22 protein-coding genes are annotated in these 22,780 nt (G+C 72.5%); 7 read left to right on the top strand and 15 right to left on the bottom strand.

All coding sequences use genetic code 11. The features are described from left to right. Nucleotide 1: 1 nt before the first annotated feature. A complete protein-coding gene (locus tag AC3IYI_RS11845; protein ID WP_489410144.1) occupies nt 2-697 on the bottom strand; it encodes a hypothetical protein in 696 nt (231 codons plus the stop codon). Nucleotides 698-839: 142 nt separating this feature from the next. Further along, nucleotides 840-1,352, bottom strand: a complete 513-nt coding sequence (locus tag AC3IYI_RS11840) for an XRE family transcriptional regulator (RefSeq protein ID WP_489410143.1) — start codon at nt 1,350-1,352, stop codon at nt 840-842. 791 nt (nt 1,353-2,143) lie between these two features. On the opposite strand from AC3IYI_RS11840, the gene AC3IYI_RS11835 reads away from it, so the two are divergent. Then, the gene (locus tag AC3IYI_RS11835) at nt 2,144-3,124 is read left to right on the top strand and encodes a hypothetical protein (RefSeq protein ID WP_489410142.1); all 981 of its coding nucleotides are present in this window, start codon (nt 2,144-2,146) and stop codon (nt 3,122-3,124) included. Between the two features lie 67 nt (nt 3,125-3,191). On the opposite strand, the gene AC3IYI_RS11830 is transcribed toward AC3IYI_RS11835, so the two are convergent. Both AC3IYI_RS11830 and AC3IYI_RS11825 read right to left on the bottom strand, forming a co-directional pair. Then, nucleotides 3,192-4,097, bottom strand: a complete 906-nt coding sequence (locus tag AC3IYI_RS11830; RefSeq protein WP_489410141.1) for a helix-turn-helix domain-containing protein — start codon at nt 4,095-4,097, stop codon at nt 3,192-3,194. A gap of 253 nt (nt 4,098-4,350) precedes the next feature. After that, complete coding sequence (locus AC3IYI_RS11825) at nt 4,351-5,793, bottom strand: RNB domain-containing ribonuclease (protein ID WP_489410140.1); 1,443 nt, start codon at nt 5,791-5,793, stop codon at nt 4,351-4,353. Nucleotides 5,794-5,898: 105 nt separating this feature from the next. Between AC3IYI_RS11825 and yaaA the strand changes: the two genes are divergently transcribed. Then, a complete protein-coding gene (gene yaaA, locus AC3IYI_RS11820) occupies nt 5,899-6,699 on the top strand; it encodes a peroxide stress protein YaaA (protein WP_489410139.1) in 801 nt (266 codons plus the stop codon). Nucleotides 6,700-6,742: 43 nt separating this feature from the next. Here yaaA and AC3IYI_RS11815 read toward each other — a convergent pair whose 3' ends face one another. Continuing rightward, nucleotides 6,743-7,381: a MerR family transcriptional regulator gene (locus AC3IYI_RS11815; protein WP_489410138.1), complete on the bottom strand. Its 639-nt coding sequence runs from the start codon at nt 7,379-7,381 to the stop codon at nt 6,743-6,745. A gap of 152 nt (nt 7,382-7,533) precedes the next feature. On the opposite strand from AC3IYI_RS11815, the gene AC3IYI_RS11810 reads away from it, so the two are divergent. Continuing rightward, a complete protein-coding gene (locus AC3IYI_RS11810) occupies nt 7,534-8,493 on the top strand; it encodes a hypothetical protein (RefSeq protein WP_489410137.1) in 960 nt (319 codons plus the stop codon). Nucleotides 8,494-8,664: 171 nt separating this feature from the next. On the opposite strand, the gene AC3IYI_RS11805 is transcribed toward AC3IYI_RS11810, so the two are convergent. After that, the gene (locus tag AC3IYI_RS11805) at nt 8,665-9,414 is read right to left on the bottom strand and encodes a bifunctional DNA primase/polymerase (RefSeq protein WP_489410136.1); all 750 of its coding nucleotides are present in this window, start codon (nt 9,412-9,414) and stop codon (nt 8,665-8,667) included. Nucleotides 9,415-9,551: 137 nt separating this feature from the next. Next, nucleotides 9,552-10,211 carry a TetR/AcrR family transcriptional regulator gene (locus AC3IYI_RS11800; protein ID WP_489410135.1) on the bottom strand — a complete coding sequence of 220 codons (660 nt, stop codon included), beginning with the start codon at nt 10,209-10,211 and terminating at the stop codon, nt 9,552-9,554. A gap of 124 nt (nt 10,212-10,335) precedes the next feature. Between AC3IYI_RS11800 and ddaH the strand changes: the two genes are divergently transcribed. Continuing rightward, nucleotides 10,336-11,145, top strand: coding sequence for a dimethylargininase (gene ddaH / locus AC3IYI_RS11795; protein WP_489410134.1), 810 nt, complete (start codon nt 10,336-10,338; stop codon nt 11,143-11,145). A 117-nt stretch (nt 11,146-11,262) separates the two neighbouring features. Here the strand turns inward: ddaH and AC3IYI_RS11790 are convergent, their stop codons facing one another. Both AC3IYI_RS11790 and AC3IYI_RS11785 read right to left on the bottom strand, forming a co-directional pair. Beyond that, the gene (locus AC3IYI_RS11790; RefSeq protein ID WP_489410133.1) at nt 11,263-12,267 is read right to left on the bottom strand and encodes a small ribosomal subunit Rsm22 family protein; all 1,005 of its coding nucleotides are present in this window, start codon (nt 12,265-12,267) and stop codon (nt 11,263-11,265) included. A gap of 72 nt (nt 12,268-12,339) precedes the next feature. Further along, on the bottom strand, nt 12,340-13,662 hold the full coding sequence (locus AC3IYI_RS11785; protein ID WP_489410132.1) for a Bcr/CflA family multidrug efflux MFS transporter: 1,323 nt from the start codon (nt 13,660-13,662) through the stop codon (nt 12,340-12,342). A gap of 109 nt (nt 13,663-13,771) precedes the next feature. Between AC3IYI_RS11785 and AC3IYI_RS11780 the strand changes: the two genes are divergently transcribed. The 3 genes from AC3IYI_RS11780 (at nt 13,772) to AC3IYI_RS11770 (ending at nt 16,121) form a co-directional block, all read left to right on the top strand. Beyond that, a complete protein-coding gene (locus AC3IYI_RS11780; protein WP_489410131.1) occupies nt 13,772-14,542 on the top strand; it encodes an SDR family oxidoreductase in 771 nt (256 codons plus the stop codon). A gap of 140 nt (nt 14,543-14,682) precedes the next feature. Next, nucleotides 14,683-15,543: a PhzF family phenazine biosynthesis protein gene (locus AC3IYI_RS11775; protein WP_489410130.1), complete on the top strand. Its 861-nt coding sequence runs from the start codon at nt 14,683-14,685 to the stop codon at nt 15,541-15,543. Then, nucleotides 15,543-16,121 (top strand): GNAT family N-acetyltransferase, encoded by a 579-nt coding sequence (locus tag AC3IYI_RS11770; RefSeq protein ID WP_489410129.1) that lies wholly within the window; start codon nt 15,543-15,545, stop codon nt 16,119-16,121. Before AC3IYI_RS11775 ends, AC3IYI_RS11770 begins: the two co-directional genes overlap by 1 nt. 1 nt (nt 16,122) lies before the next feature. Here AC3IYI_RS11770 and efeU read toward each other — a convergent pair whose 3' ends face one another. The 6 genes from efeU to AC3IYI_RS11740 all read right to left on the bottom strand — a co-directional run bounded on the left by efeU (nt 16,123) and on the right by AC3IYI_RS11740 (nt 22,754). Continuing rightward, entirely contained in the window at nt 16,123-16,986 is an 864-nt protein-coding gene (efeU, locus tag AC3IYI_RS11765; RefSeq protein WP_489410128.1) for an iron uptake transporter permease EfeU, read from the bottom strand. 18 nt (nt 16,987-17,004) lie between these two features. Next, on the bottom strand, nt 17,005-18,303 hold the full coding sequence (gene efeB, locus AC3IYI_RS11760) for an iron uptake transporter deferrochelatase/peroxidase subunit (RefSeq protein ID WP_489410127.1): 1,299 nt from the start codon (nt 18,301-18,303) through the stop codon (nt 17,005-17,007). Nucleotides 18,304-18,337: 34 nt separating this feature from the next. Beyond that, nucleotides 18,338-19,477, bottom strand: a complete 1,140-nt coding sequence (gene efeO, locus AC3IYI_RS11755; protein WP_489410126.1) for an iron uptake system protein EfeO — start codon at nt 19,475-19,477, stop codon at nt 18,338-18,340. A gap of 187 nt (nt 19,478-19,664) precedes the next feature. After that, on the bottom strand, nt 19,665-20,588 hold the full coding sequence (locus AC3IYI_RS11750) for a heme ABC transporter ATP-binding protein (RefSeq protein WP_489410125.1): 924 nt from the start codon (nt 20,586-20,588) through the stop codon (nt 19,665-19,667). Continuing rightward, nucleotides 20,585-21,733 (bottom strand): FecCD family ABC transporter permease, encoded by a 1,149-nt coding sequence (locus tag AC3IYI_RS11745; RefSeq protein WP_489410124.1) that lies wholly within the window; start codon nt 21,731-21,733, stop codon nt 20,585-20,587. The genes AC3IYI_RS11750 and AC3IYI_RS11745 overlap by 4 nt, the downstream gene beginning before the upstream one ends. 1 nt (nt 21,734) lies before the next feature. After that, nucleotides 21,735-22,754: a heme/hemin ABC transporter substrate-binding protein gene (locus AC3IYI_RS11740; protein ID WP_489410123.1), complete on the bottom strand. Its 1,020-nt coding sequence runs from the start codon at nt 22,752-22,754 to the stop codon at nt 21,735-21,737. Nucleotides 22,755-22,780: the final 26 nt, after the last annotated feature.

Here is a 22,780-nt window from a genome sequence, read left to right as displayed (position 1 = left end):
TTCACGACCACGTGTTTCGAACGGGGTGCCCGAGGGCGTCATGGAGGCGTACGAGACGGTCCTCGGCCTCGCTGGAGGTCGACTGCGTCGTGTTGTAGCGGCCGGCCCGCTCGTGGATGAGCGTGGCCAGGGTCTCGGCCTGCCGCTCCTGCGGGCTGGCGAACTTGCTCCGCCCCATCAGGTGGGCCAGGCGGTCGATGTCGAGGCCGAGTTCCTCGTCGATCGATTCGGTCCTGCGCGCGACGTTCCTGATCCGGGCCGCCTCGGTGCGGATGATCGAGGCCACGGGCAGCTCGGGGCGGTCGAGTCCGGAGACGGCCGTGTGCGTACGCGTCAGCAGGCGCTGGAAGTGCTCGGAGGCCCGGGCGATCTCCCGGTCCGAGGGCTGTTCGGGCATGTCGAGTTCGGGAGCGACGTGGCCGAGGAGCATGTGCGAGATCTCGTGGAGGACGATCTGCACCTTGAGGATCTCGGCGGCGACGGCGTCGTAGAAGACGAGGTCGGCGACGTCCAGTCCGAGCCAGATCCCGCAGGGCAGGGCCGGGTCGGGGGGTCCGTCGAGGGGCAGCAGGATCAGCGGCCGGCCGCGCTGCGCGGCTATGCCCTCGCAGAAGGCTTCCAGGTCGAACGGCCGGGGGATGACGAGCCGGTCCGCGACGGCGGCGCACTCCGCGTCGGCGCGCTTCCACCAGCGCATGGTCGCCCTCCCCGCCCGTCATCGCCCAGTCCGTACACCCGATCGGGTCTGAGAGTAACCGGAAGCACAGCAGGGGCTGACTGAGGACGTATCGGTGGCCGGAATATGGCTGATGGGGTGAGGCGCGTGGCTGATTCGCGCCTCAGGACTCCTTGCCGCGGCGGCGGCGCGGCTTCACATCCGGAAGCCCTTCGGCCTTCCGGAGCTGCTTGATCAGGCCGGTGACGGACCGCATGGAACCGGCCGACAGCCCGCTGAGGCGGAAGGCCGCGGCCTTGACCTGCTCGTCCTCGAGGACCTGGGCGAACTCGTCGGCCGCGGCGGCCTTGCCCATCTCCTCGCGCAGCCGCGCGATCCGCTCCTCGATCCGCTGCTCGATCGCCTGGGCGTTCTCGCCGTCGGCCAGGTACCCGACGGTGACGCCGAAGAAATTGGCGATGGCGCGGATCGAGTCGATGCCCGGGTTCGGGTTGTTGTTCAGGCGGATGGTCTGGACGGTGCCGTGCGAGACGGAGGGTCCCGCCAGCTTCTTGGTGCCCTCGGCGATCTCTTGGTACGTGTACGGACCGCGGCCCGCCGGGTGGATCGTCTCGATCAAGAAGCCGAGGCGGTCACCCATGGTGTCCCGCCGGCCGGTGGGGGTCTCCTCACCCATCACCGTCACTGCTCCCGTCTACGGCTGGATCACATGGTCCAGTACTAAATCATCGTCGACATTATCTACCTGCCTAGATGGCTTTCGCCACACAGTGCAACGAACTGCGTCTACCCAGCTAGCGGACCCCGGGGAATGTGACCCACGCCATATTGCCCGCGGGGCGCCGCGTAGGAGCTTGACAGGCCATGTGTGCCGCGGCGTATCTTCGTCCAGCCGTCTAGCCCACTAGATGGTTCGGCGCTCAACCGCTCGACGCGATGCGTCTAGCCGACTGAGCGGCGGAGCCGGTGGGCGGGACGGGAAGGGGGAGGAGTCGCGATGCCGTCACGGCGGCAGGCTCCAGGTGCAGGGCCAGGGGGTCGGCGCGCTCGCCCGTGGGCTGAGGTACGGGGGTCCTCAGCCCGGGGCGGGCGAACCGCTCGCCGACGGGAGCCGACGCCCGTCGGCGGGGTCCGGCGGAATCCAACGGGGGAGCCGCCGCCGGACGACACGGTCCGGCCGCGGCCCGGGACGCGATCCGAGGCGCGTCCCGGGCCCGAACTGGCTTTCCCTTCCGTCTGTTTGAATGATCACGTCAGCATGGATGAGCAAGGAAGACGTGATTCGCAGTGGGGCGACAGTTCAGATCGGGATGGGCCATCGCGGGGGCGATGTTTCTGCTGACCGCGTGTGGCGACGGTGGAGGCTCGGCCGTCGACGGTGCGTTCGGCAACGGTCTCGCCGGGGAGGGCAAGGGAGTTGCGGACGTCAAGAAGGCGCCTCTCGCGTAGAAGGACACCATCTCGCTGATGTTCTGCACGGACATGCCCGACGCCGAGGGCCGGACCGTGTACGGGGTGACGCTGCGCTCCTACGCCCTCAAGGACGGGAAGCTGGTGGCCGAGCGCAGTTCCGTGCTGCCGAGCCGGTTCAAGCCCACGGCCGGCTGCAAGGGCGATGGTGGCCCGCGCATGACGGCCCACCACGCGTTCAGCCAGGACCTCACGATGGTGGCGGGCCTCTCCAAGGACTCCCGGGCCGCAGTTGTCGACACGTCGACGGGTGCGGAGATCGCGCCTCCCGATCCGGACGCCTTCGGCAAGGACCTGGAGTCGAGCGCCGCTGTCTTCCACCCCGTGACCAACCAGCTCTGGTACGACTCTGACGAGGTGAAGCCGCCGAGGTACTTCCGGGACCCCAAGGGCGGTGCGGGAACCCAGAAGATGGTGCCGTACGCGCAACTCCCGAGCCGCATGGCCAAGGACGGGGTGACCGCCGCCACGATCCTGGCGGCGAACGAGGACGACTCGCCCGTCTCGCCCTCGGGGGTGGTGGCGGGGTCCAACACCAACCTGGGGCTCGGCTTGTTCCGGGTGAATCCCAACGATGAGGGACTCCTGAAGGAGATCAAGTCGCCTGCCCTGCGCGCGCCCGGTGCGCTCCCCGGGGACACCGGCACGAAGCAGTTCTGCGACCCGGCCCTCTGGCGTAACGACACCACCCTCGTCTGCCGGTACGACAGCCTTGAGCAGCTCACCTTCAGCGCGGACTACCAGCGCGTCACCAAAACCGAAAACCTGCTCCCCGAGAGCGACCGGCACCCCGGAGACCCGACGCCCTCCCCGGACGGCAAGAGCTTCGCCTTCCTGTCCGAGACCGACAGGGACCAGTGGGTGCTCTACCGGTCGGACTTCGCCACCCCGGGCGCTCAGCCGGTGAAGATCGCCGAACTGGAGCAGCCTCTCGACGGCGCCGCCGACCACCAGGTGTCGCTGATCCGCTGGAGCTGACGAAGGCCGGCGGTCTCGGGCCGGCAGCGCCCGTTCGCGGTGAGGGGAGGGGCCCGTCAGCGGCCACTCAGCCGGACAGCATCACGCTGCTGACCCGGCCCGCCATCCGGTCCAGTACCGAACCGGGCGCCAGGCCGCCCCGCAGCAGGACGAACCGGGACGGGGGCAGCCCCGTCATCGCCTTCACTTCACGGCTCAGGTGCGCCTGGTCGTGGTAGCCGCACGCCGCCGCCACCTGCGCTGCCGCCGTCCCGGCAGCCAGCATCCGCAGCGCGTGCTGCAGCCGGAACACCCGGGCCATGGCTTTGGGCGACAGGCCCACCTGCTCGCGGAACCGGGCCCGTACGGTACGGGCGCTCCACCCCGTCGAGGCGCTCACCCGGGCCAGGGAGCGGGTGTTCGCCCAGAGCTCGCAGAGGGCTCCGCCGACCTCGGGCGCGGGGGAGGGGCCGTGGTCGAGGCGGGCGCAGAACAGCTCGTCGAGCAGGGCGAAGCGCTCGGTCCACGAGGGGAGTGCCTGGAGCCGTTCGGTGAGGTAGCGGCCCTGCGCTCCGAGTACGTCCACCAGATCTATGTGGGCGTCCTCGAAGTGCCACATCGGGACGCCGAACAGCCGGTAGCAGCCCTGCGGGGTCATGTTCACCTCCAGCCCGTGCACGACCCCCGCGTGCACCCCGACCGCCGGCACCGTGCGCGGGCCGCTGATCATGGCCCGTGCGACGGGCCGCAGTTGGGCGGTGGCGAGGTCTTCCGTACGGGAGACCCACAGGCCCTCGGAGAAGCTGAAGACCAGCGTCACGCAGCCCGTGGGCAGCTCCAGTCGGAGCCTCGGGGCCATGAACTCGGTGTGGAATCCCGTGTAGTTGATGATGAGCGGCCGCAGTGCGGCGGCCGGTGCGCGTCGGCGCGCTGATCGTATGCCCGGGGCGGCGGCGGGCATCGTGGGTACGTCGAAGGCGTCGGCCGAGCCCATGTCCGGGCCCTCCCCCCGCTGTTGCGCGGCAGGTGGTACCGCGCGGTCGGCCGATGATGCCAGGTCACAGGGGACGATGGCCAGAGTGATCCGACGGCGGATCCGGGCCGTTGCCCCTGCCGGCAGGCCGGAATGCCGTCAGCTTCTGGCTCCGCCACCGCTGACCCGCTCCCGGGAGCCGGGGCGGGGCGTCCGCCGCCGACGCCCCGCCGCGCCCCGAGCGCCGAGCCCCGAGCCCCGAGCCCCGCGCCGCCTAGGCCGGTGCGAACAGCACCTTCGCCCGACCCGGGTCCGCCTCCGTCAGCCGGACCCTGATGCGGTCGCCCAGCGGCAGCTCCGCCGACGTGGACTCCACGCGGCCGATCACCGCCGGCTCCGCCAAGTGGACCGTGCCGACCAGCGGCTCCCGGTCCTTGACGTCGATGACCGTCGCCTCGAAGGTCTCCCCGACGCGGTCCTTGAGCAGCGCCGCCTCCACCAGGTCCACGGACTCCCGCTCCGCCGAGTTCGCCAGCCGGGTCCCGTCCGACATCTCCTTCGGCAGGGAGTCGAGCGCCTCCAGCGCCCACCCGGGGGGTTCGGCTCCCGCCACGGCCGCGACGCACAGCTCACCCGTGTACCGGTCGACGAGCCGGCGCAGCGGCGCGGTGCAATGGGCGTACGGGGCCGCGACCGCGGCGTGCAGCACGGGGTCCGGGGTCAGGCCGCCGGTGAAGAGCGTGTAGCCGGCGCCGCGCAGCAGAGCGGTGCACTCCTGGAGGAAGGCGGCGTGGGCGGGCCGGTGCGGATCGAGCCCGCGCACGAGCTCCGCGTACGGGACGTGGTGCGGCCAGTCGATCCGCAGGGCCTTCGCCGCCCGGCGCAGCCGCCCGACGGCTCCGTCGGGGGCGGTCGGCAGGGTCCGTAGGATCCCGGTCCCGGCGGCGAGCATCAGCTCGGCGGCGGCCATGCCGGTCATCAGGGAGATCTGCGCGTTCCAGCCGTCGGCCGGGAGCGGAGCCCGGTAGGCCAGGCTGTACGAGCCCCCGTGCTCGACGATCTCCTGCTCGGGCACGTTCAGCGAGATGCCCCCGCGCTCCGCCTCCAAGGCCTCGCGCAGCCGCCCGATGTCCTTCAGCAGGGCCAGCGGCTCCTCGGCGGTACCCGCGTCGATGGCTTTCTGGACGGCGTCGTAGTCGAGTTTGGCCCGGCTGCGCACGAGTGCTCGGCGCACGTCGGTGCTCTCCACCCGTCCCTCGGCATCCAGGTCGAGCCGCCACAGCAGGGCCGGGCAGGTCTGGTCGGGGAGCAGGCTGGCGGCGCCCTCCGAGAGCACGGCCGGGTGCAGGGGGACCTTCTCGTCGGGGAAGTAGAGGGTGGTGACCCGGCGGTGGACCTCGCTGTCGAGGGCGCCGCCGGGGGTGACGTAGGCGGCGACGTCGGCGATGGCGTAGTGGACGCGGTAACCGCCGGAGGCGCGCTTCGCCAGGTGCATGGCCTGGTCCAGATCGCGCGAGGCCGGTGGGTCGATCGTGAAGAAGGGGATGTCGGTGGCGTCGAAGTCCGGCAGGAGGGGGTGTCGTACCGCCTGCTCGGCCTCGGCGAGTACGGGCGCCGGGAACTCCTCCGGCACCTCCAGCTTCGTCCGCAGTTCACGCAGCGCGGCCCGCAGAGCAGCCCCGTCTGCGCCGGTCATGATCATATGACGGCGTGGCATGAGCCGAGCCTATGGCCGGTGGGCCCGGGCGGCACGGCGAGCCGTCTACCCTGGTCGGGGGCCGCACCCCCGCCGCTGTGCCGTGCCCGTCGAAGGAGAACCACCGTGCTCGTGCTGCTGCCGCCGTCCGAAGGAAAGGCCGCCGGCGGCTCCGGCGCACCGCTGAAGCCGCAGACGCTCTCGCTGCCGGGGCTGGCCGAGGCCCGGGCGGCGGTGCTGCAGGAGCTGGTCGAGCTGTGCGTGGGCGACGAGCTGAAGGCCCGCGAGGTGCTCGGCCTGAGCGAGGGCCTGCGCGGTGAGGTCGCCAAGAACGCGGAGCTGCTGACGGCGGTCGCCCGCCCGGCCGGGGAGATCTACACGGGCGTCCTGTACGACGCTCTCGGCCTCTCGACCCTCCCGCCCGCGGCGGCGTCCCTGGCCGCAGACTCCCTGCTGGTCTTCTCGGGCCTGTGGGGTGCGGTCGGGGTCGCGGACCGCATCCCCTCCTACCGCTGCTCGGTGGGCGTGAAGCTGCCGGGGCTGGGGGCGCTGGGCGCGTTCTGGCGCGAACCGATGGCCTCGGTGATGCCGCAGGCGGCGGGGGAGGGCCTGGTCCTGGACCTGCGGTCCTCGGCGTACGCCTCCGCGTGGAAGCCGAAGGGAGAGGTGGCGGGCCGTACGGCCACGGTCCGGGTCCTGCACTCGCAGAAGGTGGACGGGGTGGAGAAGCGGTCGGTGGTGAGCCACTTCAACAAGGCAACCAAGGGCCGCCTGGTCCGCGACCTCCTGTCGGCGGGTGCGGTTCCCGCGTCTCCGGCGGAGCTGGTGACGGCCCTGCGGGACCTGGGCTTCACGGTGGAGGCCGAAGCGCCGGCGAAGCCGGGCACGTCGTGGTCCCTCGACGTGGTCGTCACCCAGATCCACTGATCCGTCGTCACCCGGGGCGGTTCGCCGGCCCGGGTGGACGCGGTCACTGCGCCTGCTGGGTCCCGTAGGCGCGGGAGGAGGCGTCCGCCTGGGCCAGCCTGCGCAGTGCCGCGAAGATCGTGTCGCCCAGGACCGTGCCGACGGCGGCCGATTCGACCCGGTCCTCCCGGGCCACTTCACGGCCCACGTACGCGAGGTCCGCACGGGCCACCACCTCGGCAGCCTCCGCGTACGCGTCGAGCACCTCGGCGAAGCCGCCGTGACCGGCCCGCTCCAGCGCTGCCAGCGCGGCGGCCAGCGCCTCCCCGGCCGAGGAGTCCGGGTCCGCCTCCCAGCCGCGCCGCTCGATCATCCGGGCCACCTTCGCCCGCGCCAGGTCCGTCTCGGCGTCCGGCTCCCCGCCGTGCCCGGGCACCAGGAGGCCCGCCACCGAGCCGAGCAGGTCGTGGACCGACCGCTCCTTGTCGTCGATGGCGCGGATCACTTCCCCGATGGCCGCCACGGGGAGCTTCCCCACCTCCAGGAGGCCGCGGATCAGACGCAGCCTGCGCCCGTGCGTCTCGTCGTAGCGCGCCTGGTTGGGGCTGCTGAGCTGACCGGCCGGGAGCAGGCCCTCCCGTAGGTAGTACTTGATCGTCGGTACCGGTACCCCGGTCCGCGCGCTCAGCTCTCCGATGCGCATCTTCGCTTCCGTCCGTCCCTCGGTCCCTTGCGTGTGCCCTGCCCATCATAGATAGTGGCACTACCGGATAGCGGCGAGTGCCACTATCCATTCATGTTCCGGGGGTTAGAGAGATGCCGCTCGTGTTCCCGCGTGCTTGGCACCGTCCGCTGATGGTGCTCGCCGCCTCGATGGCCTTATGGGCGGCCGGTTCCGCCATCGGCCTGCTCGTCGACGACCGGACCCTGGTGGGCGCCCCGATCTGGGCCAAACCCTTCAAGTTCGCCGTCTCGCTCACCGGCTACGCCGTGAGCCTGGCCTGGATGCTCGCCCTGCTGGAACGGGCCCGGCCCCGGCTGGCGCGGCCCGCGTGGTGGGCGGGCACGGTGGTGGCGACGGCGAGCGGTGTGGAGATCGTGCTCATCACCGCGCAGGCCTTCCGCGGCCGGCAGAGCCACTTCAACCGCGCCACCCCCTTCGACGCACGGCTGTACGACGCCATGGCCGGGACCATCGTGATGCTGTGGCTGGGTGCGCTGGTGATCGCCGTCCTGCTGTTCCGGGCCCGGATCGCCGACCGGGCCACCACCTGGTCGATCCGGATCGCCGCGGCCCTGGCGCTGGCCGGCGCCGGGCTCGGCTTCCTGATGACCCAGCCGACGGCCGCGCAGCGCGCGATCGGCGACGACGAGGCCCCGATCGTGGGCGGACACGCCGTGGGGGTGCCCGATGGCGGCCCCGGCATGCCGCTCACCGGCTGGTCCACCACCGGCGGCGACCTGCGCATCCCGCACTTCCTGGGGATGCACGCCCTCCAACTGCTGCCGCTGCTCGTCCTGCTCCTGGTCGTCCTCTCGGCGCGGTTCCCCGTACTGCGCGAGGAGCGGGTACGGCTGCGCCTGGTACTGATCGCGGGCGCGGTGTACGGGGCGGTGCTGGCCCTGCTGACCTGGCAGGCCCTGCGGGGTCAGCCGCTGACCGCGCCGGACGGGACGACGCTGGGCGCGGCCGGGCTGATCCTGGCGGCGGGCGGAGCGGGTACGGCGCTCGCCCTGCGCCGGCGGACTCGCAGCGGTCCTGAAGCGCCGGCCCGGCGGGATCCGGCCCGGCAGGATTCGAAAGAGACGGCCTAGGGCCTGTCGTCAAACTCCTGTCGTCGCCCGAAGGGCGGCCTCGCGGCGTCTGGTGCGTGCTCTCGGCGTGCCGGGCGGAAGCCCGCGTACTGGACGTACGTGGGCTTTCGCCCGGTGCGGCGAGAGTGCGTGCCAGACGTCGCGAGGCAGACAGGAGTTTGACGACAGGCCCTAGCGGCCCAGGGGCCAGGCGACCGTGGCGGGGGTCTGGTCGGAGGTGCCGGCGTAGGTGGCGCACGCGTCCGTGAGGGTTTCCAGCAGGGTCAGCGGATCGACGAGCGGATGCTCCATGCCGCGGAGCCAGGCCACCGAGAGGTCACCCGGCAGTGCGGCCGGCGGTACCAGGACGTAGCTGCCCCGGCAGTGCCACCGCAGCCCGGGGTGTTCGTCCATCGTCTCGGGATGGCAGTCCAGTTCGCAGGGCCACCACTCGTCCTCGTCCTCGGGCGTACCCCGGGTCGCGGTGAAGAAGAGCATCCGGGCCTGGTCGCCCGTACCGCCCGATTCCGCGACCGGACCGACCTCGATGCCGGCGGCCAGCAGGCGTTCCAGCGCGCTGTGCCCGGCCTCCAGAGGGACGTCCAGGACGTCGTGGACCATGCCCGTCGCGGTGATGAAGTTGGCCGCGGGCTGGTTGCGCGCCCAGCGTTCGACCTGTGCGCGGTCCGTCGTGGACTGCGTCTGCCAGGCGAAGGAGACGGGGTGTCGTGCGGGCGTCGGACAGCCGATCCGGTCGCACGAGCACCGGTAGCCGGCGGGATGCGCGGCGGGCGAGATCGGCAGACCCGCCGCGGCGACGGCCAGCAGCAGGGCTTCGCGTTCTCGTGCGGGGTCCGCGGCGTCGGGTTTCGGCTTGCGGCGCAGCCACTGGGAAATCCTGCTCTGCTCGCCGCGTTTGACGCGGCCCGACTCAGACCCCATCTGTCCCCTCACCTACACCGTTGCCCCGGCAGACCCTCACATGTTCCCACCATCCTGGGCGCCGGGTGACCGCACCCCCCGGCCAGGACTCCCACATAACCATAGAAATCGGCCATATGTTCTCGGCCATCAGGGGGTCATGAGTTATCCCACCCCGCCCCGGCCCCGCCCAGCACCGCATCCACCAGCGCATCCGCGTACGCGTGCGTGAGCGGCGCCGTGCGCAGCAGCCAGCGGTAGGTCAGAGGTCCGAGCAGCATCTCCACGGTCAGCCGCAGGTCGGTGTCCGGCGGGAGCTGCCCGGCCTCGCGGGCCGACCGCAACCGCTCCTCGTACAGCGCGAGCTGGGGCTCCAGCAGTTGCTCGGTGAAGCGCGCCCCGAGCTCGGGGTCGGTGGCGCCGGCCGCCGTCAGGGCGCGCGCGGGGGCCGCGTACCGCTCGTCGGCGAACTCGTCCACCGTCGCCCGCAGTACGTACTTCAGGTCGGCGGCCAGATCCCCGGTGTCGGGGAAGCCGGTCCACGCCCCCTCGGACCGCGCGTCCCCGGCGAGCGCGACCGAGGCGTCCAGCAGGACCGCGGCCTTCGACGGCCACCAGCGGTAGATGGTCTGCTTGCCGACTCCGGCGCGGGCGGCGATGGCCTCGATCGTCAGCTTGTTGTAGCCGACCTCCCCCACCAGGTCGAGCGCCGCGTCCAGGATGGCCCGCCGCGAGCGGTCGCTGCGGCGCGTGGCGTCCGGGGACCGGGAGGCGGAGGAGGGGCCGGTACCGGGATCGGGGAGGGGACTGGAGCTCATTTCGGCAACTTATCAACCTCGAACCACTCGTCTTTCAGCCGTTCGGGAAACCACCCAATCAGTTCACTGCGCCGTCCCCGCCGAGGAGAGACGATTCTCTTCTCATCACCGTGAGGAGCCTTCATTGCGCAGAGACGCCACACCCCGGCGCTACCTGATGTGCCCACCCGCGCACTTCAAGGTCACGTACTCCATCAACCCGTGGATGGACCCCACGAAACCGGTGGACCTGCCCCTGGCCATGACCCAGTGGGAGGACCTCCGCGACCGCTACGTGGCCCTCGGCCACACCGTCGAGACCCTCGTCCCCGACCGCGGTCTGCCCGACATGGTCTTCGCGGCCAACGGCGCCCTCGTCGTCGACGGCCGGGTGCTCGGCGCGCGGTTCGCGTACCCCGAGCGGGCCGCCGAGGCGGAGATCCACCTCGACTGGTTCCGCGGCCACGGCTTCCAGGACGTGCACGAGCCGTCCCACGTCAACGAGGGCGAGGGTGATTTCGCCGTCACCGCCACCTACATCCTGGCCGGCCGGGGCTTCCGCTCCAGCCCGCTCTCGCACGACGAGGCCCAGGAGTTCTTCGGCCGCCCGGTCATCGGTCTCGACCTGGTCGACCCGCGCTACTACCACCTGGACACGGCCCTGTCCGTGCTCGACGGCGACGAGATCATGTACTACCCGGACGCCTTCTCCGAGGGCAGCCGGGCGGTCCTGCGCCGGCTCTTCCCGGACGCGCTGATCGCCGGGGCCCAGGACGCGGTCGCCCTCGGGCTCAACGCGGTCTCGGACGGCCGCCACGTGCTGCTCCCGCAGGAGGCGACCGGACTCCTCGCACCCCTGCGGGCGCGGGGGTTCGAGCCGGTCCCGATGGACCTGGGGGAGCTGCTCAAGGGCGGCGGCAGCGTGAAGTGCTGCACGCAGGAGCTGAGGCCCTAGCCGGCCGCGGTCCCGACGGGCCCGGGCCCGCGGGGGCTCAGGTCTCCGCGGGCCCAGGCTTCAGCGGGTTCAGGTCCTCGGGGGCTCAGGCCTTCGCGGGCTCAAGCCTTCGCAGGTTCAGGCCCCCTGCGGCGGCGGCCACTCCTGGCCCCAGTCGGCGTTCCGCGCGGCCTTGTACAGGTCGCCGTGGCGCTTGGTCACGTTGACGTGGGTCTGCCCCTCGGACTCGGGTCCGCACAGCTCCAGCAGGACCAGCCCCTTGCGGATCTGCGGCCTGCGCGTGATCCGGGAGGCGGCCGGCTCCACCGGGAAGCGGGTGGCGGCCACGTAGCTGAACTTCTCGTCCTCGTAGGAGAGGGAGCCGCCCTTGACCTGCCGGTGCAGGGAGGACCGGCTGACCCGGGCCGAGAAGTGGCACCAGTCCTTGCCGACCTCGATCGGGCAGGTCCCGTCGTGCGGGCACGGGGCCGCGACCTGCAGCCCGGCCTCGATCAGCTGGTCGCGGGCCTCGCGGATGCGCAGGTACCCCTCCGGCGTGCCCGGCTCGATCACCGCCACCGCCTGACCGGTCCGCGCCGCCTCGGCGACCACCTCGCGGCGGGCCTCCGGGGTCAGTTCGCCCAGGACGTACGAGACCGTCACCAGGTCCGCCGCGGGGAGCGTCAGGCCGGCCCCGATGACGGTCCGCCGCCACTCGGCGGCCCGCAGCGTGGAGGAGGAGGAGGCCGCGGCCAGCTCCTTGCCGAGGTCCAGGGCCGGGTCCGCCCAGTCCAGTACCGCCGTCTCGCGGGGCCCGCCCCAGATGGCGTCCGCCGCCCAGGCCGCCGCGCCGGTGCCGCCGCCCACGTCCACGTGCGAGGCCGGGGACCAGCCCGGGGCCGCCTCGGCGAGCCCGCCCAGGGCGGACCGTACGGCCTCGAAGGTGGCGGGCATCCGGTACGCCGCGTACGCGGCCACGTCGGAGCGGTTGCGCAGGACGGGGGTATGGGTGGGGATCTGGCCGCGGTAGTTGGCGATCAGCCGCTCCACGGCGGCCGTGGCCTGCTTCTGCGGGAGGCCTTCGAGCAGTCCGGCGAGGGCGCTGCGCAGGGTTTCGGCGGTGGTGGTGGCGGTGTCGTTCACCCGCCAAGTTTACGGGGGCCGGGGCCGGGCCGGGGCCGGGCCGGGGCCGCAGCCCGGACCCGGCCCGGACGATCAGCGCGCCGTCACTGTCACTGTCGCCGTCGCCGTCGCGGGGCTGGTCCGCCAGGGGCGGCACAGGACGACGAAGCAGAGGACCGCCATCAGGGCGCAGGTCGCCTGGACCACGGCCATCGGTACCGCCGTGTCCTCGCCCGCGATGCCGACCAGGGGGGAGGCCACGGCTCCGACCAGGAAGGAGGAGGTGCCGAGCAGGGCGGAGGCCGAGCCGGCCGCGTGCGGGGCGCGCATCAGGGCCTGCGCGTTGGTGTTCGGCAGCACCAGGCCCATCGCGGACATCAGGACGAACAGTCCGGCGCAGATCGGGAAGAGCCCGACCTCGCCGAAGACCCCCGCGGTCATGAGGAGCAGGGCGGCCGAGGCCGTCATGACGACCGCGAGTCCGTACCCCAGCACCTTGTCCAGGCGGACCCGGCCGACCAGCAGCTTGCCGTTGATCTGGCCCATGGTGATCAGGCCGAGGGAGTTGAGGCCGAACAGCAGGCTGAAGGTCTGGGGCGAAGCACCGTAGATCTCCTGCACGACGAACGGCGAGGCGGAGATGTACGCGAACAGCGTCGCGAAGGCGAAGCCGCCGGCCAGCGTGTAGCCGGCGAAGACCCGGTCGGCGAGCAGCCCGCGCATGGTCCGCAGCGCGGCGCCGACGCCGCCGGTCTGGCGCCGCTCGGGCGGCAGCGTCTCGCCGAGCTTGCGCCAGACCAGGAGGGTCAGGAGGGCTCCCACGAGGGTGAGGACGCCGAACACCCCCCGCCAGTCGGCGAAGCGCATCACCTGGCCGCCGATGAGAGGGGCGATGATCGGCGCCACGCCGGATATGAGCATCAGGGTGGAGAAGAACCGGGCCATCTCGTCCCCGTCGTACAGATCGCGCACGACGGCCCGCGCGATCACGATCGCGGCTGCGCCGGACAGGCCCTGGAGCAGCCGGAAGGCGATCAGCAGCTCGACGGTCGGGGCGAAGGCGCAGATGGCGGTGGCGAGGACGTAGACGACCAGGCCGGCGAGCAGGGGGCGCCGACGGCCCCACTTGTCGCTCATCGGGCCGATCACCAGCTGGCCCAGGGCCATGCCGGCGAGGCAGGCGGTGAGGGTGAGCTGGATGGTCGCGGCCGGGCTGTTCAGGTCCGTGGTCACCACCGGCAGCGCCGGCAGGTACATGTCCATGGACAGCGGGGTGAGCGCGCTGAGTCCGCCGAGGATGAAGGTGACGAGCAGTCCCGTCCGGCGGGCGGCCGTCAGGGGAGGGGTGCTGAGAGGGAAGGGAGTCGTGGGTGACGAATCCTTCGAGGGCGCTGTCGCGTGGCCTCGCTCCGGCATACGGAACTCCAGTCTTCTTATCGTGTCTTCACACCCCCGGATCGCCTCATGTTCTCAGCAATCGGAACGTCCCGGGGCGGATGTCCCGTGTGACGTAGCCTGCGGCCCCATGAGCGCACGCGTGAAGAAGACCGCCGTAGTGACCGGAGCCGGCTCGGGAATCGGCCGCTCCGTGGCCCTGACCCTGGCCGCCGCCGGATGGTCGGTGGCCGTGGCGGGCCGCCGGGCCGAGCCGCTGGAGGAGACCGCCGGGGCCGCGCGGGCGGCCGACGCCGGCGCCGACGTGCTCTGCGTCCGGGCCGACGTGAGCGATCCGGACGACGTCGCCGCGCTGTTCGAGACCGTGCGGGAACGCTACGGGCGGGTCGACCTGCTCTTCAACAACGCGGGCACCTTCGGCCCGGCCGGAGTCCCGCTGGAGGACATCTCCTACGAGGCCTGGCGCTCGGTGGTCGACGTCAACCTCACCGGCTCCTTCCTCTGCGCGCAGGCGGCCTTCCGGGTGATGAAGGCCCAGGACCCGCAGGGCGGCCGCATCATCAACAACGGCTCCATCTCCGCGCACGTGCCCCGGCCGAACTCGATCGCGTACACCGCGACCAAGCACGCCATGACCGGCCTGACGAAGTCTCTGTCGCTGGACGGACGCCCGTACGGGATCGCGTGCGGGCAGATCGACATCGGCAACGCGGCCACCGAGATGACCGAGCGGATGCAGACCGGGATCATGCAGGCCAACGGTCAGCTCGCGGTGGAGCCCGTCATGGACGCGGCCGACGTGGCGCGCACGGTGCTGCACATGGCGGAGCTCCCGCTGGGTGCCAACGTGCAGTTCGCGACGGTGATGGCGACCGCGATGCCGTACATCGGGCGCGGCTGATCCTGTACGACGGCGCGGCTGATCCTGTAGGACGGCCCGGCTGATCCTGTACGACAGCGCGGCTGATCCTGTACGACGGCCCGGCTGATCTTGTGCGGCCCCGGGGGAATGCCCGCCCGGAGGCCGGGGTTGAGGTGATCATGACGATCGAAGTACTGCGCTACACCGCCTTCTCCGACGATCCGCAGGGCGGAAACCCGGCCGGAGTCGTGCTCGACGCGAGCGGTCTGGACGACGCCGCCATGCTGGAGGTCGCCGCCGAGGCGGGCTACAGCGAGACGGCCTTCCTCACCGCCCCGCCCGAGGGCCTCGGCGGTGAGCCGGGGAGGGCCTTCTCCGTGCGCTATTTCAGCCCGAAGGTGGAGGTCCCGTTCTGCGGGCACGCCACCGTGGCCACCGCCGTCGCGCTCGGCGAGCGGGTCGGCCCCGGCGAGCTGCTGTTCGCGACCCGGGCGGGCACCGTGCCCGTGTCGGTGACCCGGGAGGGCGGCGGTCTGCGCGCCACCCTGACCAGCGTCGCACCGCACACCGAGGACCTGGACCCGGCCGACCTCGCCGAGGCCCTGGCCGCGCTGGACTGGCCGGCCGCCGACCTGGATCCGGCGTTCCCGCCGCGGATCGCCTACGCCGGCGCCCGCCACCTGGTGCTCGGCGCCGCCACCCGGGCCCGGCTCGCGGACCTCGACTACGACTTCGCCCGGCTGGAGGCGCTGTTGCGGCGCCTCGACATGGTCACCGCGCAGCTCGTGTACCGGGCGGGCCCGTTGGAGTTCCACGTACGCAACCCCTTCCCGGTCGGCGGCGTCGTCGAGGACCCGGCGACCGGCGCGGCCGCGGCCGCCTTCGGCGCGTACGCCCGCGAGGTCGGCCTGGTCCCGGCCGACGCCGTCCTGACCCTCCACCAGGGCGAGGACATGGGCCGCCCCGGCGTCCTGACGGTGGAGCTCCGCTCCGGGGACCCCCGGGTCCGGGTGGGCGGCGCGGGGGCACTGATCCCGTAGTGCGGATCGAGACGTACGACGTCCTGCCCTCCGGGCTCGCCGAGCAGGTGGCGGGTCTGGAGGCGCAGGCGTGGCCCGGGTCGTCCCCCGGGCACGACCCGGCGCTCGCCCCGCGCGCGGTCCTGCTCCTGGACGCCGGCGGACGGGTCGCCGCCTGCCTGGCGCTCCTCCACAAGCCGGTCCGGCTCGCGGACGGGCGTACGTACGGCGCGGCCGGGCTGAGCGGCGTGGTCACCCGGGCCGACGTACGGGGGCGCGGGTACGGGAGCCGGCTGGTGGCGGCGGCCCGCGCCGGGCTCGCCGCCGATCCGGCGGTGGACCTGGCGCTGTTCAGCTGCGACCGGGAGCTGGTCCCGTTCTACGAGGCGGCCGGCTTCGAGGTGCTGCCCGGCACGGTCCTGGTCGGCGGCACCCCGGCAGAGCCTCTCGCCACGGACGCCCCGGGCCTCGACAAGACGGTGCTCGGGGCGTTCCCGGCCGACTCCGCGGACGGTGAAGGCCGCGCGGACCAGGTCCGCGCGGCCTTCACCGGCATCCGCGTCCCCCTCTACCCGGGGACGATCGACAGGCTGTGGTGAGTCAGGAGCCGCTCGGCTCCGGCCCCTGCGCCGCGGACTGGGGCGTCGGCTCCGGCTTGCTGCGCTTGGCCTGCGACGGGGCCAGGAACAGGGCGAGCACCGGCACCAGGTACAGGGCCCACACGACGACCTGGAGCACGGTCGGGTCCGGCTGGAAGTTGAAGGTGCCCTTCAGCAGGGTCCCGTACCAGCTGTCCGGCGGGATCGTCGAGCTGATGTCGAAGGCCTTGTTGGTCAGACCCGGCAGGAAGTCGGCCTCCTGGAGGTCGTGGATCCCGTACGCGAGCACGCCCGCGGCGACCACGACCAGCATGCCGCCGGTCCACGTGAAGAACTTCGACAGGTTGATCTTCAGCGCGCCCCGGTAGAACAGCCAGCCCAGGGCGATCGAGGACCCGATGCCGAGCAGCACGCCGATCAGCGGGCCCGCGCCGTCACCGGCCGCGTGCACCGAGCGCCACACGAACAGCGAGGTCTCCAGGCCCTCCCGGCCGACGGCCAGGAACGCCGTTGCCACCAGGGCGCCGGTGCCCATCGCGAGCGCCGCGTCGAGCTTGCCCTGGAGCTCGGCCTTCAGGTGCCGCGCGGTGCGCTTCATCCAGAAGACCATCCAGGTGACCAGGCCGACCGCGACGATCGACAGGGTGCCGCCGATGGCCTCCTGCGCCTTGAAGGTCAGTTCCTGCGTGCCGAATTCGAGGCCCGCGCCGAAGGCCAGGGACAGGGCGGCGGCCAGGCCGACGCCCAGCCACAGCGGCCCCAGCTTGTCCTTGTTCCCGGTCTTCACCAGGTACGCGATAAGGATGCAGACGACGAGGCTGGCTTCCAGCCCCTCGCGCAGTCCGATCAGATAGTTGCTGAACACTTCGGTTTTCCCCGTCCCCTACGCGAACAGCGTCCGGCCCCACCAGTCGTCCTTGTCACGGACGCCCGGCGGGACGGCGAAGACGGCCGAACCCACGTGCTGGATGTATTCGTTGAGGACGTCGGCCTTCGCCAGCTGGCGCTGGATCGGGACGAACCCCTTGCGGACGTCGCGCTGGTAGGCGAGGAAGAACAGGCCCGCGTCGAGGCGGCCCAGTCCGTCCGTGCCGTCGGTGAAGGAGTAGCCGCGGCGCAGGATCGTCGCACCGTTGTTGGTGTCCGGGTGCGCGAGGCGGACGTGCGCCTCGGGCTTCATCGCCTTCAGGAACGGCTCGTCGCGCTCCTTGGACTTGCCCACGGGGGCACCCTCGCCCTTGTCGCGGCCGAAGATGTCCTCCTGCTCGCCCAGGGGAGTGCGGTCCCAGATCTCGATGTTCATCCGGATCCGGCGCGCCACGAGGTAGGAGCCGCCGGTCAGCCAGTCGCTGCCGTCGCCGGCGCCGACCCACACGTGCTTGTCCAGGGCGGCCTTGTCGGTGCCCGAGATGTTCCGGGTGCCGTCCTTGAAGCCCATCATGTTGCGCGGGGTCTGCTCCTCGGGCGTGGTCGAGGAGGTCTTGCCGAAGCCCAGCTGCGACCAGCGCACCGCCGTCTTGCCGAAGCCGATGCGGGCAAGCTGGCGGATGGCGTGCACCGCGACCTGCGGGTCGTCGGCGCAGGCCTGGACGCACAGGTCGCCGCCGGAGCGGGCCGGGTCGAGGTTGTCGCCGGGGAACAGCTCCAGGTCGATCAGGGCCTCGGGGCGCTTGCCCTCCAGGCCGAAGCGGTCCTTGGCGAACAGGCCCGGCCCGAAACCGATGGTCAGGGTGAGGCGGGAGGCCTTGAGGCCCAGCGCCTCGCCCGTGTCGTCCGGCGGGGACTGGGGGTGACCGCCGTAGCCGCCCTCGCCGACCGGCTGACCGGCCGTCATCAGGCGGGCCGCCTCGGTCCAGTCCTTGAGGAGCTGGACCAGCTCGGCGCGGTCCTTCGTCTTCACGTCGAAGGCCGCGAAGTGCAGGCGGTCCTGGACCGCGCTGGCGATACCGGCCTGGTGCTCGCCGTGGAACGGCACGGCCGCACCGGCGGCGGCCGCCGAGACCATGTCGGGGCCCGAGGTGAGGGCGGCGGCCGTACCGCCGGCCGCCGCCGCGCCGAGCGCGAGGCCCGCGCCGCCCCAGCCCAGGACGGCCCGGCGCGAGGGCGCACCCTTGCTCTGCTCCGACGCGCCTTCGGGCGCGTCGTCCTGTGCGGACTCCTGCCCGGACACCGACTCGCTCATGTGAGGATCTCCTGCCTGCTCTGCTGTTCCGGAGTTACTTCGCGACCGCGGCGGCCAGCTTCGAGAGCGGCTCGCCCAGGGCGCTGACGCCGTCGGAGAGCTCCTTGCGCTCGGCCTCGCCGACCTTGTCGTACGAGGTGAACTCGTACGCGGCCTTGTTCGGGCGGTACTTCTCCAGCAGGGTGTTCATCGCGGCGAACTGCTTGTCCAGCTCGGCGGTGAGCGCGGGGTCGGTCTTCGAGGTGACCGGCTTGAGCAGCTCGTACGCCTTCTCCGCGCCCTCGACGTTGGCCTTGAAGTCGACCAGGTCGGTGTGGCTGTAGCGCTCTTCCTCGCCCGTCACCTTGCCGGTGGCGACCTCGTCGAGGAGCTCCTTGGCGCCGTTCGCCATCGAGGTGGGGGTGATCTCCGCCTGGCCGACCTTCTTCTGCCACACGGCCAGGTCGGCCATCAGGGTCTCGGCGAGCTTCTTGTCCGCGTCGTCGATCTTGTTCTCGGCGAAGAGGGACTTCTCCAGCTTGTGCCAGCCGGTCCACTCCTGGCCCGGCTCCAGGCCGTCCTCGCGGACGTCGACCTTCGGGTCGATGTCACCGAAGGACTCGGCGACCGGCTCGGTGCGCTCCCAGCCGATGCGCGAGGGGGCGTACGCCTTCTTCGCGGCCTCGACGTCGCCGGCCTTGACCGCGTCCGCGAAGGCCTGCGCCTTGGGGATGGTCTCGTCTGCCTGCTCCTGCACGTACTTGCGGTACGCGGCGACCGCGGCGTCGGCCTCGGGGCTGCGCTTCTCGACGGTGCCCGTGCCGGTGGCCTTGACCTGCTGGCGGATGCCGTCGCCCTTCATGCCGGGCTTGCAGGCGATCTCGTAGTCGCCCGCCTTGAGCTCGGCGGTGATGGTGGCCTTGGTGCCGGGGCCGATGTTCTCGCGCTCGGTGACGATGCGGTCGTCGGGGAACAGGACGTAGAGCTCGGTGACCTTGGAGCCCTTGTTCTCGACCTCGATGGTGACCTTGCCCGCCGGGAACTCCTTCGCGGAGACCTCGCAGGCCGAGTCGGAGGCCGCCACCTTGATGACGCCGTCGCCGGACGCGTCGCTCTTCTCGGAGCAGCCGGTGACCGCGGTGAGGGCGGCCACGACGGCTGCCGCGGTGACGACGGTGAGGCGGGCGGGGCGCATAGGGGACTCCTGGCAGTCTGGCGTTCGGCAGACGACCGCCCCGATCGGGTGGGGGCGGCCGGTGAGGCGGACCTAACTTAACCGAGGCTTACCTGACCCATACCGGTACGTCCAGTGATTCAGCCCACACATGCGAGGGCCGGACACGGGGCTGTTACGGACGCCCCACGCCACCCCCATGACCGGGTCAAGCCGAGGTCAAGCCGCCGTGAGCGTTCCGTACGGCGGCACGGGCGGCTCCCGGTGTCCCCGGCTCGGCGTCCCGTACGGGGACCACCAAGGGCGCCCCGGTCCGCGGGTGCGGGAGGACTTCCACCGACTGGCGGTAGACCCGGCTCAGCAGCCCGTCCTCGAACACCTCCGCGGGCGGGCCGTCCACCGCGATCCGGCCCTCGTGCAGCACGGCGACCCGGTCCGCGTACGCCGCCGCCAGGCCCAGGTCGTGCAGGACCACCACGACCCCGTCCCCGGCCGCCGCCCGCTCCCGGCAGATCCGCAGCACCAGCTCCTGGTGGCGAAGGTCCAGCGCCGCCGTCGGCTCGTCGAGCAGCAGCAGCGGGGCCCGCTGGGCCAGTACGCGGGCCAGCGCGACCCGGGCCCGCTCGCCGCCGGAGAGCGCCGAGAACGGGCGGGCGGCGAAGCCCGTCACCTCGGTGGCGGCCATGGCGGAGGCCACCGCCTCCTCGTCGGAGTCGGCCGCGTCGGTGCCCGCCCAGGGGGCGCGGCCCATCCGTACGACGTCCTCCACCGGAAAAGGGAAGGCCAGTGCGGCTGTTTGGGGGAGCACCGCCCGGCGCAGGGCCAGCTCGGGGGCCGGCCAGTCGCCCACCGGGCGCCCGTCGATCCGCACCTCCCCGGAGGCGGCCGGCAGGTCCGCGGACAGGGCCGCCAGCAGGGTGGACTTGCCCGCGCCGTTCGGCCCGACCAGGGCCAGCACCTCCCCGGCCCGCACGGTCAGCCCGATCCCGGCGAGCACCTCGCGCCCACCGAGCCGTACGCGCAGGTCCGTGACCTCGGCGAGCGGCGCACCGGGGGCCGGCCGGGCGGGGAGGGTGCGCTTGTTCCCGCGAAGGCGGAGTGCGGCGAGGCCGGGACGCAGCCGGACGCTCATGCCCAGCCTCCTTGCTTGCGGCGGGTGCGGCGCAGCAGCCAGAAGAAGAACGGGCTGCCGAGCAGGGCGGTCAGGACTCCGAGAGGCAGCTCGGCGGGCTGGGCGAGGGTCCGGGCGGCCAGGTCCCCGGCGACCAGCACCACGGCTCCGGCGAGCGCGCTGCCGGGCACCAGGAACCGGTGGCCCGGCCCGTTGGCCATGCGCAGCAGGTGCGGCACGAGCAGCCCGACGAAGCTGATGATCCCGGCCACCGCGACGGCCGCCGCGGTGAGCAGCGCGACGAGCAGGATCAGCGCGAGCCGCAGCCGCTCCACGTCGACGCCGAGGTGGCGGGCCGGGCGCTCGCCGAGGGACAGCAGGTCCAGCTTGCGGGAGTACCAGGGGGCGATGGCCAGGCCGACCAGCGCGCAGGGCAGGACGGCGAGCACCTTGGGCCAGGTGGCCTGGGCGAGGGAGCCGAGCTGCCAGAAGGTGATCTGGTTCACCTGGCCGCTGTCCGCGAAGAAGATGAACAGGCCGATCAGGGCGCCCGCGAAGGCGTTGACGGCGATGCCGGTCAGGATGAGGGTGACGACCTCGGTCCGGCCGCCGTTGCGGGAGAGCAGGTAGACGGCGCCGACGGTGATCAGCCCCGCGACGAACGCGCAGGCGGTGACGGTCCAGTTGCCGAAGAAGGTCAGGCCCAGCCCGATCGCGGCGACCGCGCCGACGGCCGCACCCGCCGAGATCCCGATGACCCCCGGCTCGGCCAGGGGATTGCCGAACACCCCCTGCATCAGCGCCCCGGCGCAGCCGAGGCTGGCCCCGACGAGCAGGGCCAGCACCACGCGCGGCAGCCGTACGTTCCACAGCACGCTCTCCCCGACCCGGTCGAGGGCGGCACCCCCGAGCCCGAGGCGGTGCTGCACCGACCCGATCACCTCCCCGAGCGGGATCTCGTAGGCACCCACCCCGGCGGAGACCAGCGCGAGCAGCACGAGGACCGCGGCCAGGGCGCCGGTGAGCCAGGCGGAACCCCACCGCCGCCGGGGCGGTGCGCCGGCGGCGGTGGGGGCGGCCCGGGACGCCGCCGGCTCGGGAGCGGGAAGGGGGTCCGCTCCGGGCGGCGGCCCGGGGGCTTCGGGGGCTTCGTAGGAGAGGGACACGTCAGGAGGCCTTGCCGTAGAGCTGGGTGATGAGGGAGGTCAGGACCTGGTCGGTGCGCGGGCCGTAGTTGAGCAGCACCCCGTCGTCGACGGTGATCACCCGCCGGTCCATTCCGGCCGGGGTCTGGGCCACGCCCGGGATCTTGACCAGTCCGTCCACGCCGCCGACGGACTCCAGGCCCTTGGACATGACGAGGATGGCGTCGGGCGCGGCCGCCGCCAGAGCCTCGCTGGTGATCGGGGTGAAGTCCTTGCCGAGCCCCGACTCCGGGCCCGTGTCCAGCGCGCCGGCCGCCTCCAGCAGGGAACCGGCGCCGGAGTCGGAGCCGCCCATCAGGTACACGGAGGCCGTGCCGCGCAGGTAGAGGAAGGCCACGCGCGGCTTCTTGCCCGAGGCGGGCAGGGCCTTGCGGGCGGCGGCGATGCGGTCGGCGGTGCGCTGGTTCAGCTGCACGCCGGCCTCCTTGACGCCCAGCGCGGCGGCCACCGTGTCGGTGCGCTTCGCCACGTCCTCCAGGGACTTGGCCGGGGCCACCACCAGGAGGGGGATGCCCGCGTCCCGGATCTGCTGGATCGCCTCGGCGGGGCCGGTCGTGGTCTCGGCCAGCACCAGGGTCGGACGCAGCGACAGCACGCTCTCGGCGGAGACGTCGTGGCCCCGCGTCACCACCGGGAGCTCCGCCGCCTGTTCGAAGGTGGCGGTGATGTCCTTGGCGACGACCTTGGGGCCGAGTCCGAGGGTGTAGACGATCTCGTTGAGGCCGCCCGTCAGCGGCACCACCCGGTCCGCCGAGGTGACGGTCACCCGGGCGCCGTCCGCCGAGGCCACGGTCGCCGGAAGGACGGGTACGGGTGCCGGGGCGAGCGGGTCCACCCGGTCCGGGACGGCCGGGGCGCCCGCTCCGGTGGCGGGGGAGGGGGTGGCCGTACCTCCGCAGGCGCTCACGCCGAGTGCCAGGACCACGGAGGTCAGGGCGACGGCGAAGCGGGACATGCGGGTTGACGCGGCGGGCGTAGGCACGAAGGCACCGTCCTGATCGTCCGACT

This window comes from Streptomyces sp. GL_148 (assembly GCF_057834205.1).
This window is presented reverse-complemented; position numbering and strand designations above follow the sequence as displayed.

Bases quoted from the DNA above. Each gene is read 5' to 3' on its own strand.
- AC3IYI_RS11845 (WP_489410144.1), bottom strand. From the start codon at position 697: ATGCGCTGGTGGAAGCGCGCCGACGCGGAGTGCGCCGCCGTCGCGGAC.
- AC3IYI_RS11840 (WP_489410143.1), bottom strand. From the start codon at position 1,352: ATGGGTGAGGAGACCCCCACCGGCCGGCGGGACACCATGGGTGACCGC.
- AC3IYI_RS11835 (WP_489410142.1), top strand. From the start codon at position 2,144: ATGTTCTGCACGGACATGCCCGACGCCGAGGGCCGGACCGTGTACGGG.
- AC3IYI_RS11830 (WP_489410141.1), bottom strand. From the start codon at position 4,097: ATGGGCTCGGCCGACGCCTTCGACGTACCCACGATGCCCGCCGCCGCC.
- AC3IYI_RS11825 (WP_489410140.1), bottom strand. From the start codon at position 5,793: ATGCCACGCCGTCATATGATCATGACCGGCGCAGACGGGGCTGCTCTG.
- AC3IYI_RS11815 (WP_489410138.1), bottom strand. From the start codon at position 7,381: ATGCGCATCGGAGAGCTGAGCGCGCGGACCGGGGTACCGGTACCGACG.
- AC3IYI_RS11810 (WP_489410137.1), top strand. From the start codon at position 7,534: ATGGTGCTCGCCGCCTCGATGGCCTTATGGGCGGCCGGTTCCGCCATC.
- AC3IYI_RS11805 (WP_489410136.1), bottom strand. From the start codon at position 9,414: ATGGGGTCTGAGTCGGGCCGCGTCAAACGCGGCGAGCAGAGCAGGATT.
- AC3IYI_RS11800 (WP_489410135.1), bottom strand. From the start codon at position 10,211: ATGAGCTCCAGTCCCCTCCCCGATCCCGGTACCGGCCCCTCCTCCGCC.
- AC3IYI_RS11785 (WP_489410132.1), bottom strand. From the start codon at position 13,662: ATGCCGGAGCGAGGCCACGCGACAGCGCCCTCGAAGGATTCGTCACCC.
- AC3IYI_RS11780 (WP_489410131.1), top strand. From the start codon at position 13,772: ATGAGCGCACGCGTGAAGAAGACCGCCGTAGTGACCGGAGCCGGCTCG.
- AC3IYI_RS11775 (WP_489410130.1), top strand. From the start codon at position 14,683: ATGACGATCGAAGTACTGCGCTACACCGCCTTCTCCGACGATCCGCAG.
- efeB (WP_489410127.1), bottom strand. From the start codon at position 18,303: ATGAGCGAGTCGGTGTCCGGGCAGGAGTCCGCACAGGACGACGCGCCC.
- efeO (WP_489410126.1), bottom strand. From the start codon at position 19,477: ATGCGCCCCGCCCGCCTCACCGTCGTCACCGCGGCAGCCGTCGTGGCC.
- AC3IYI_RS11750 (WP_489410125.1), bottom strand. From the start codon at position 20,588: ATGAGCGTCCGGCTGCGTCCCGGCCTCGCCGCACTCCGCCTTCGCGGG.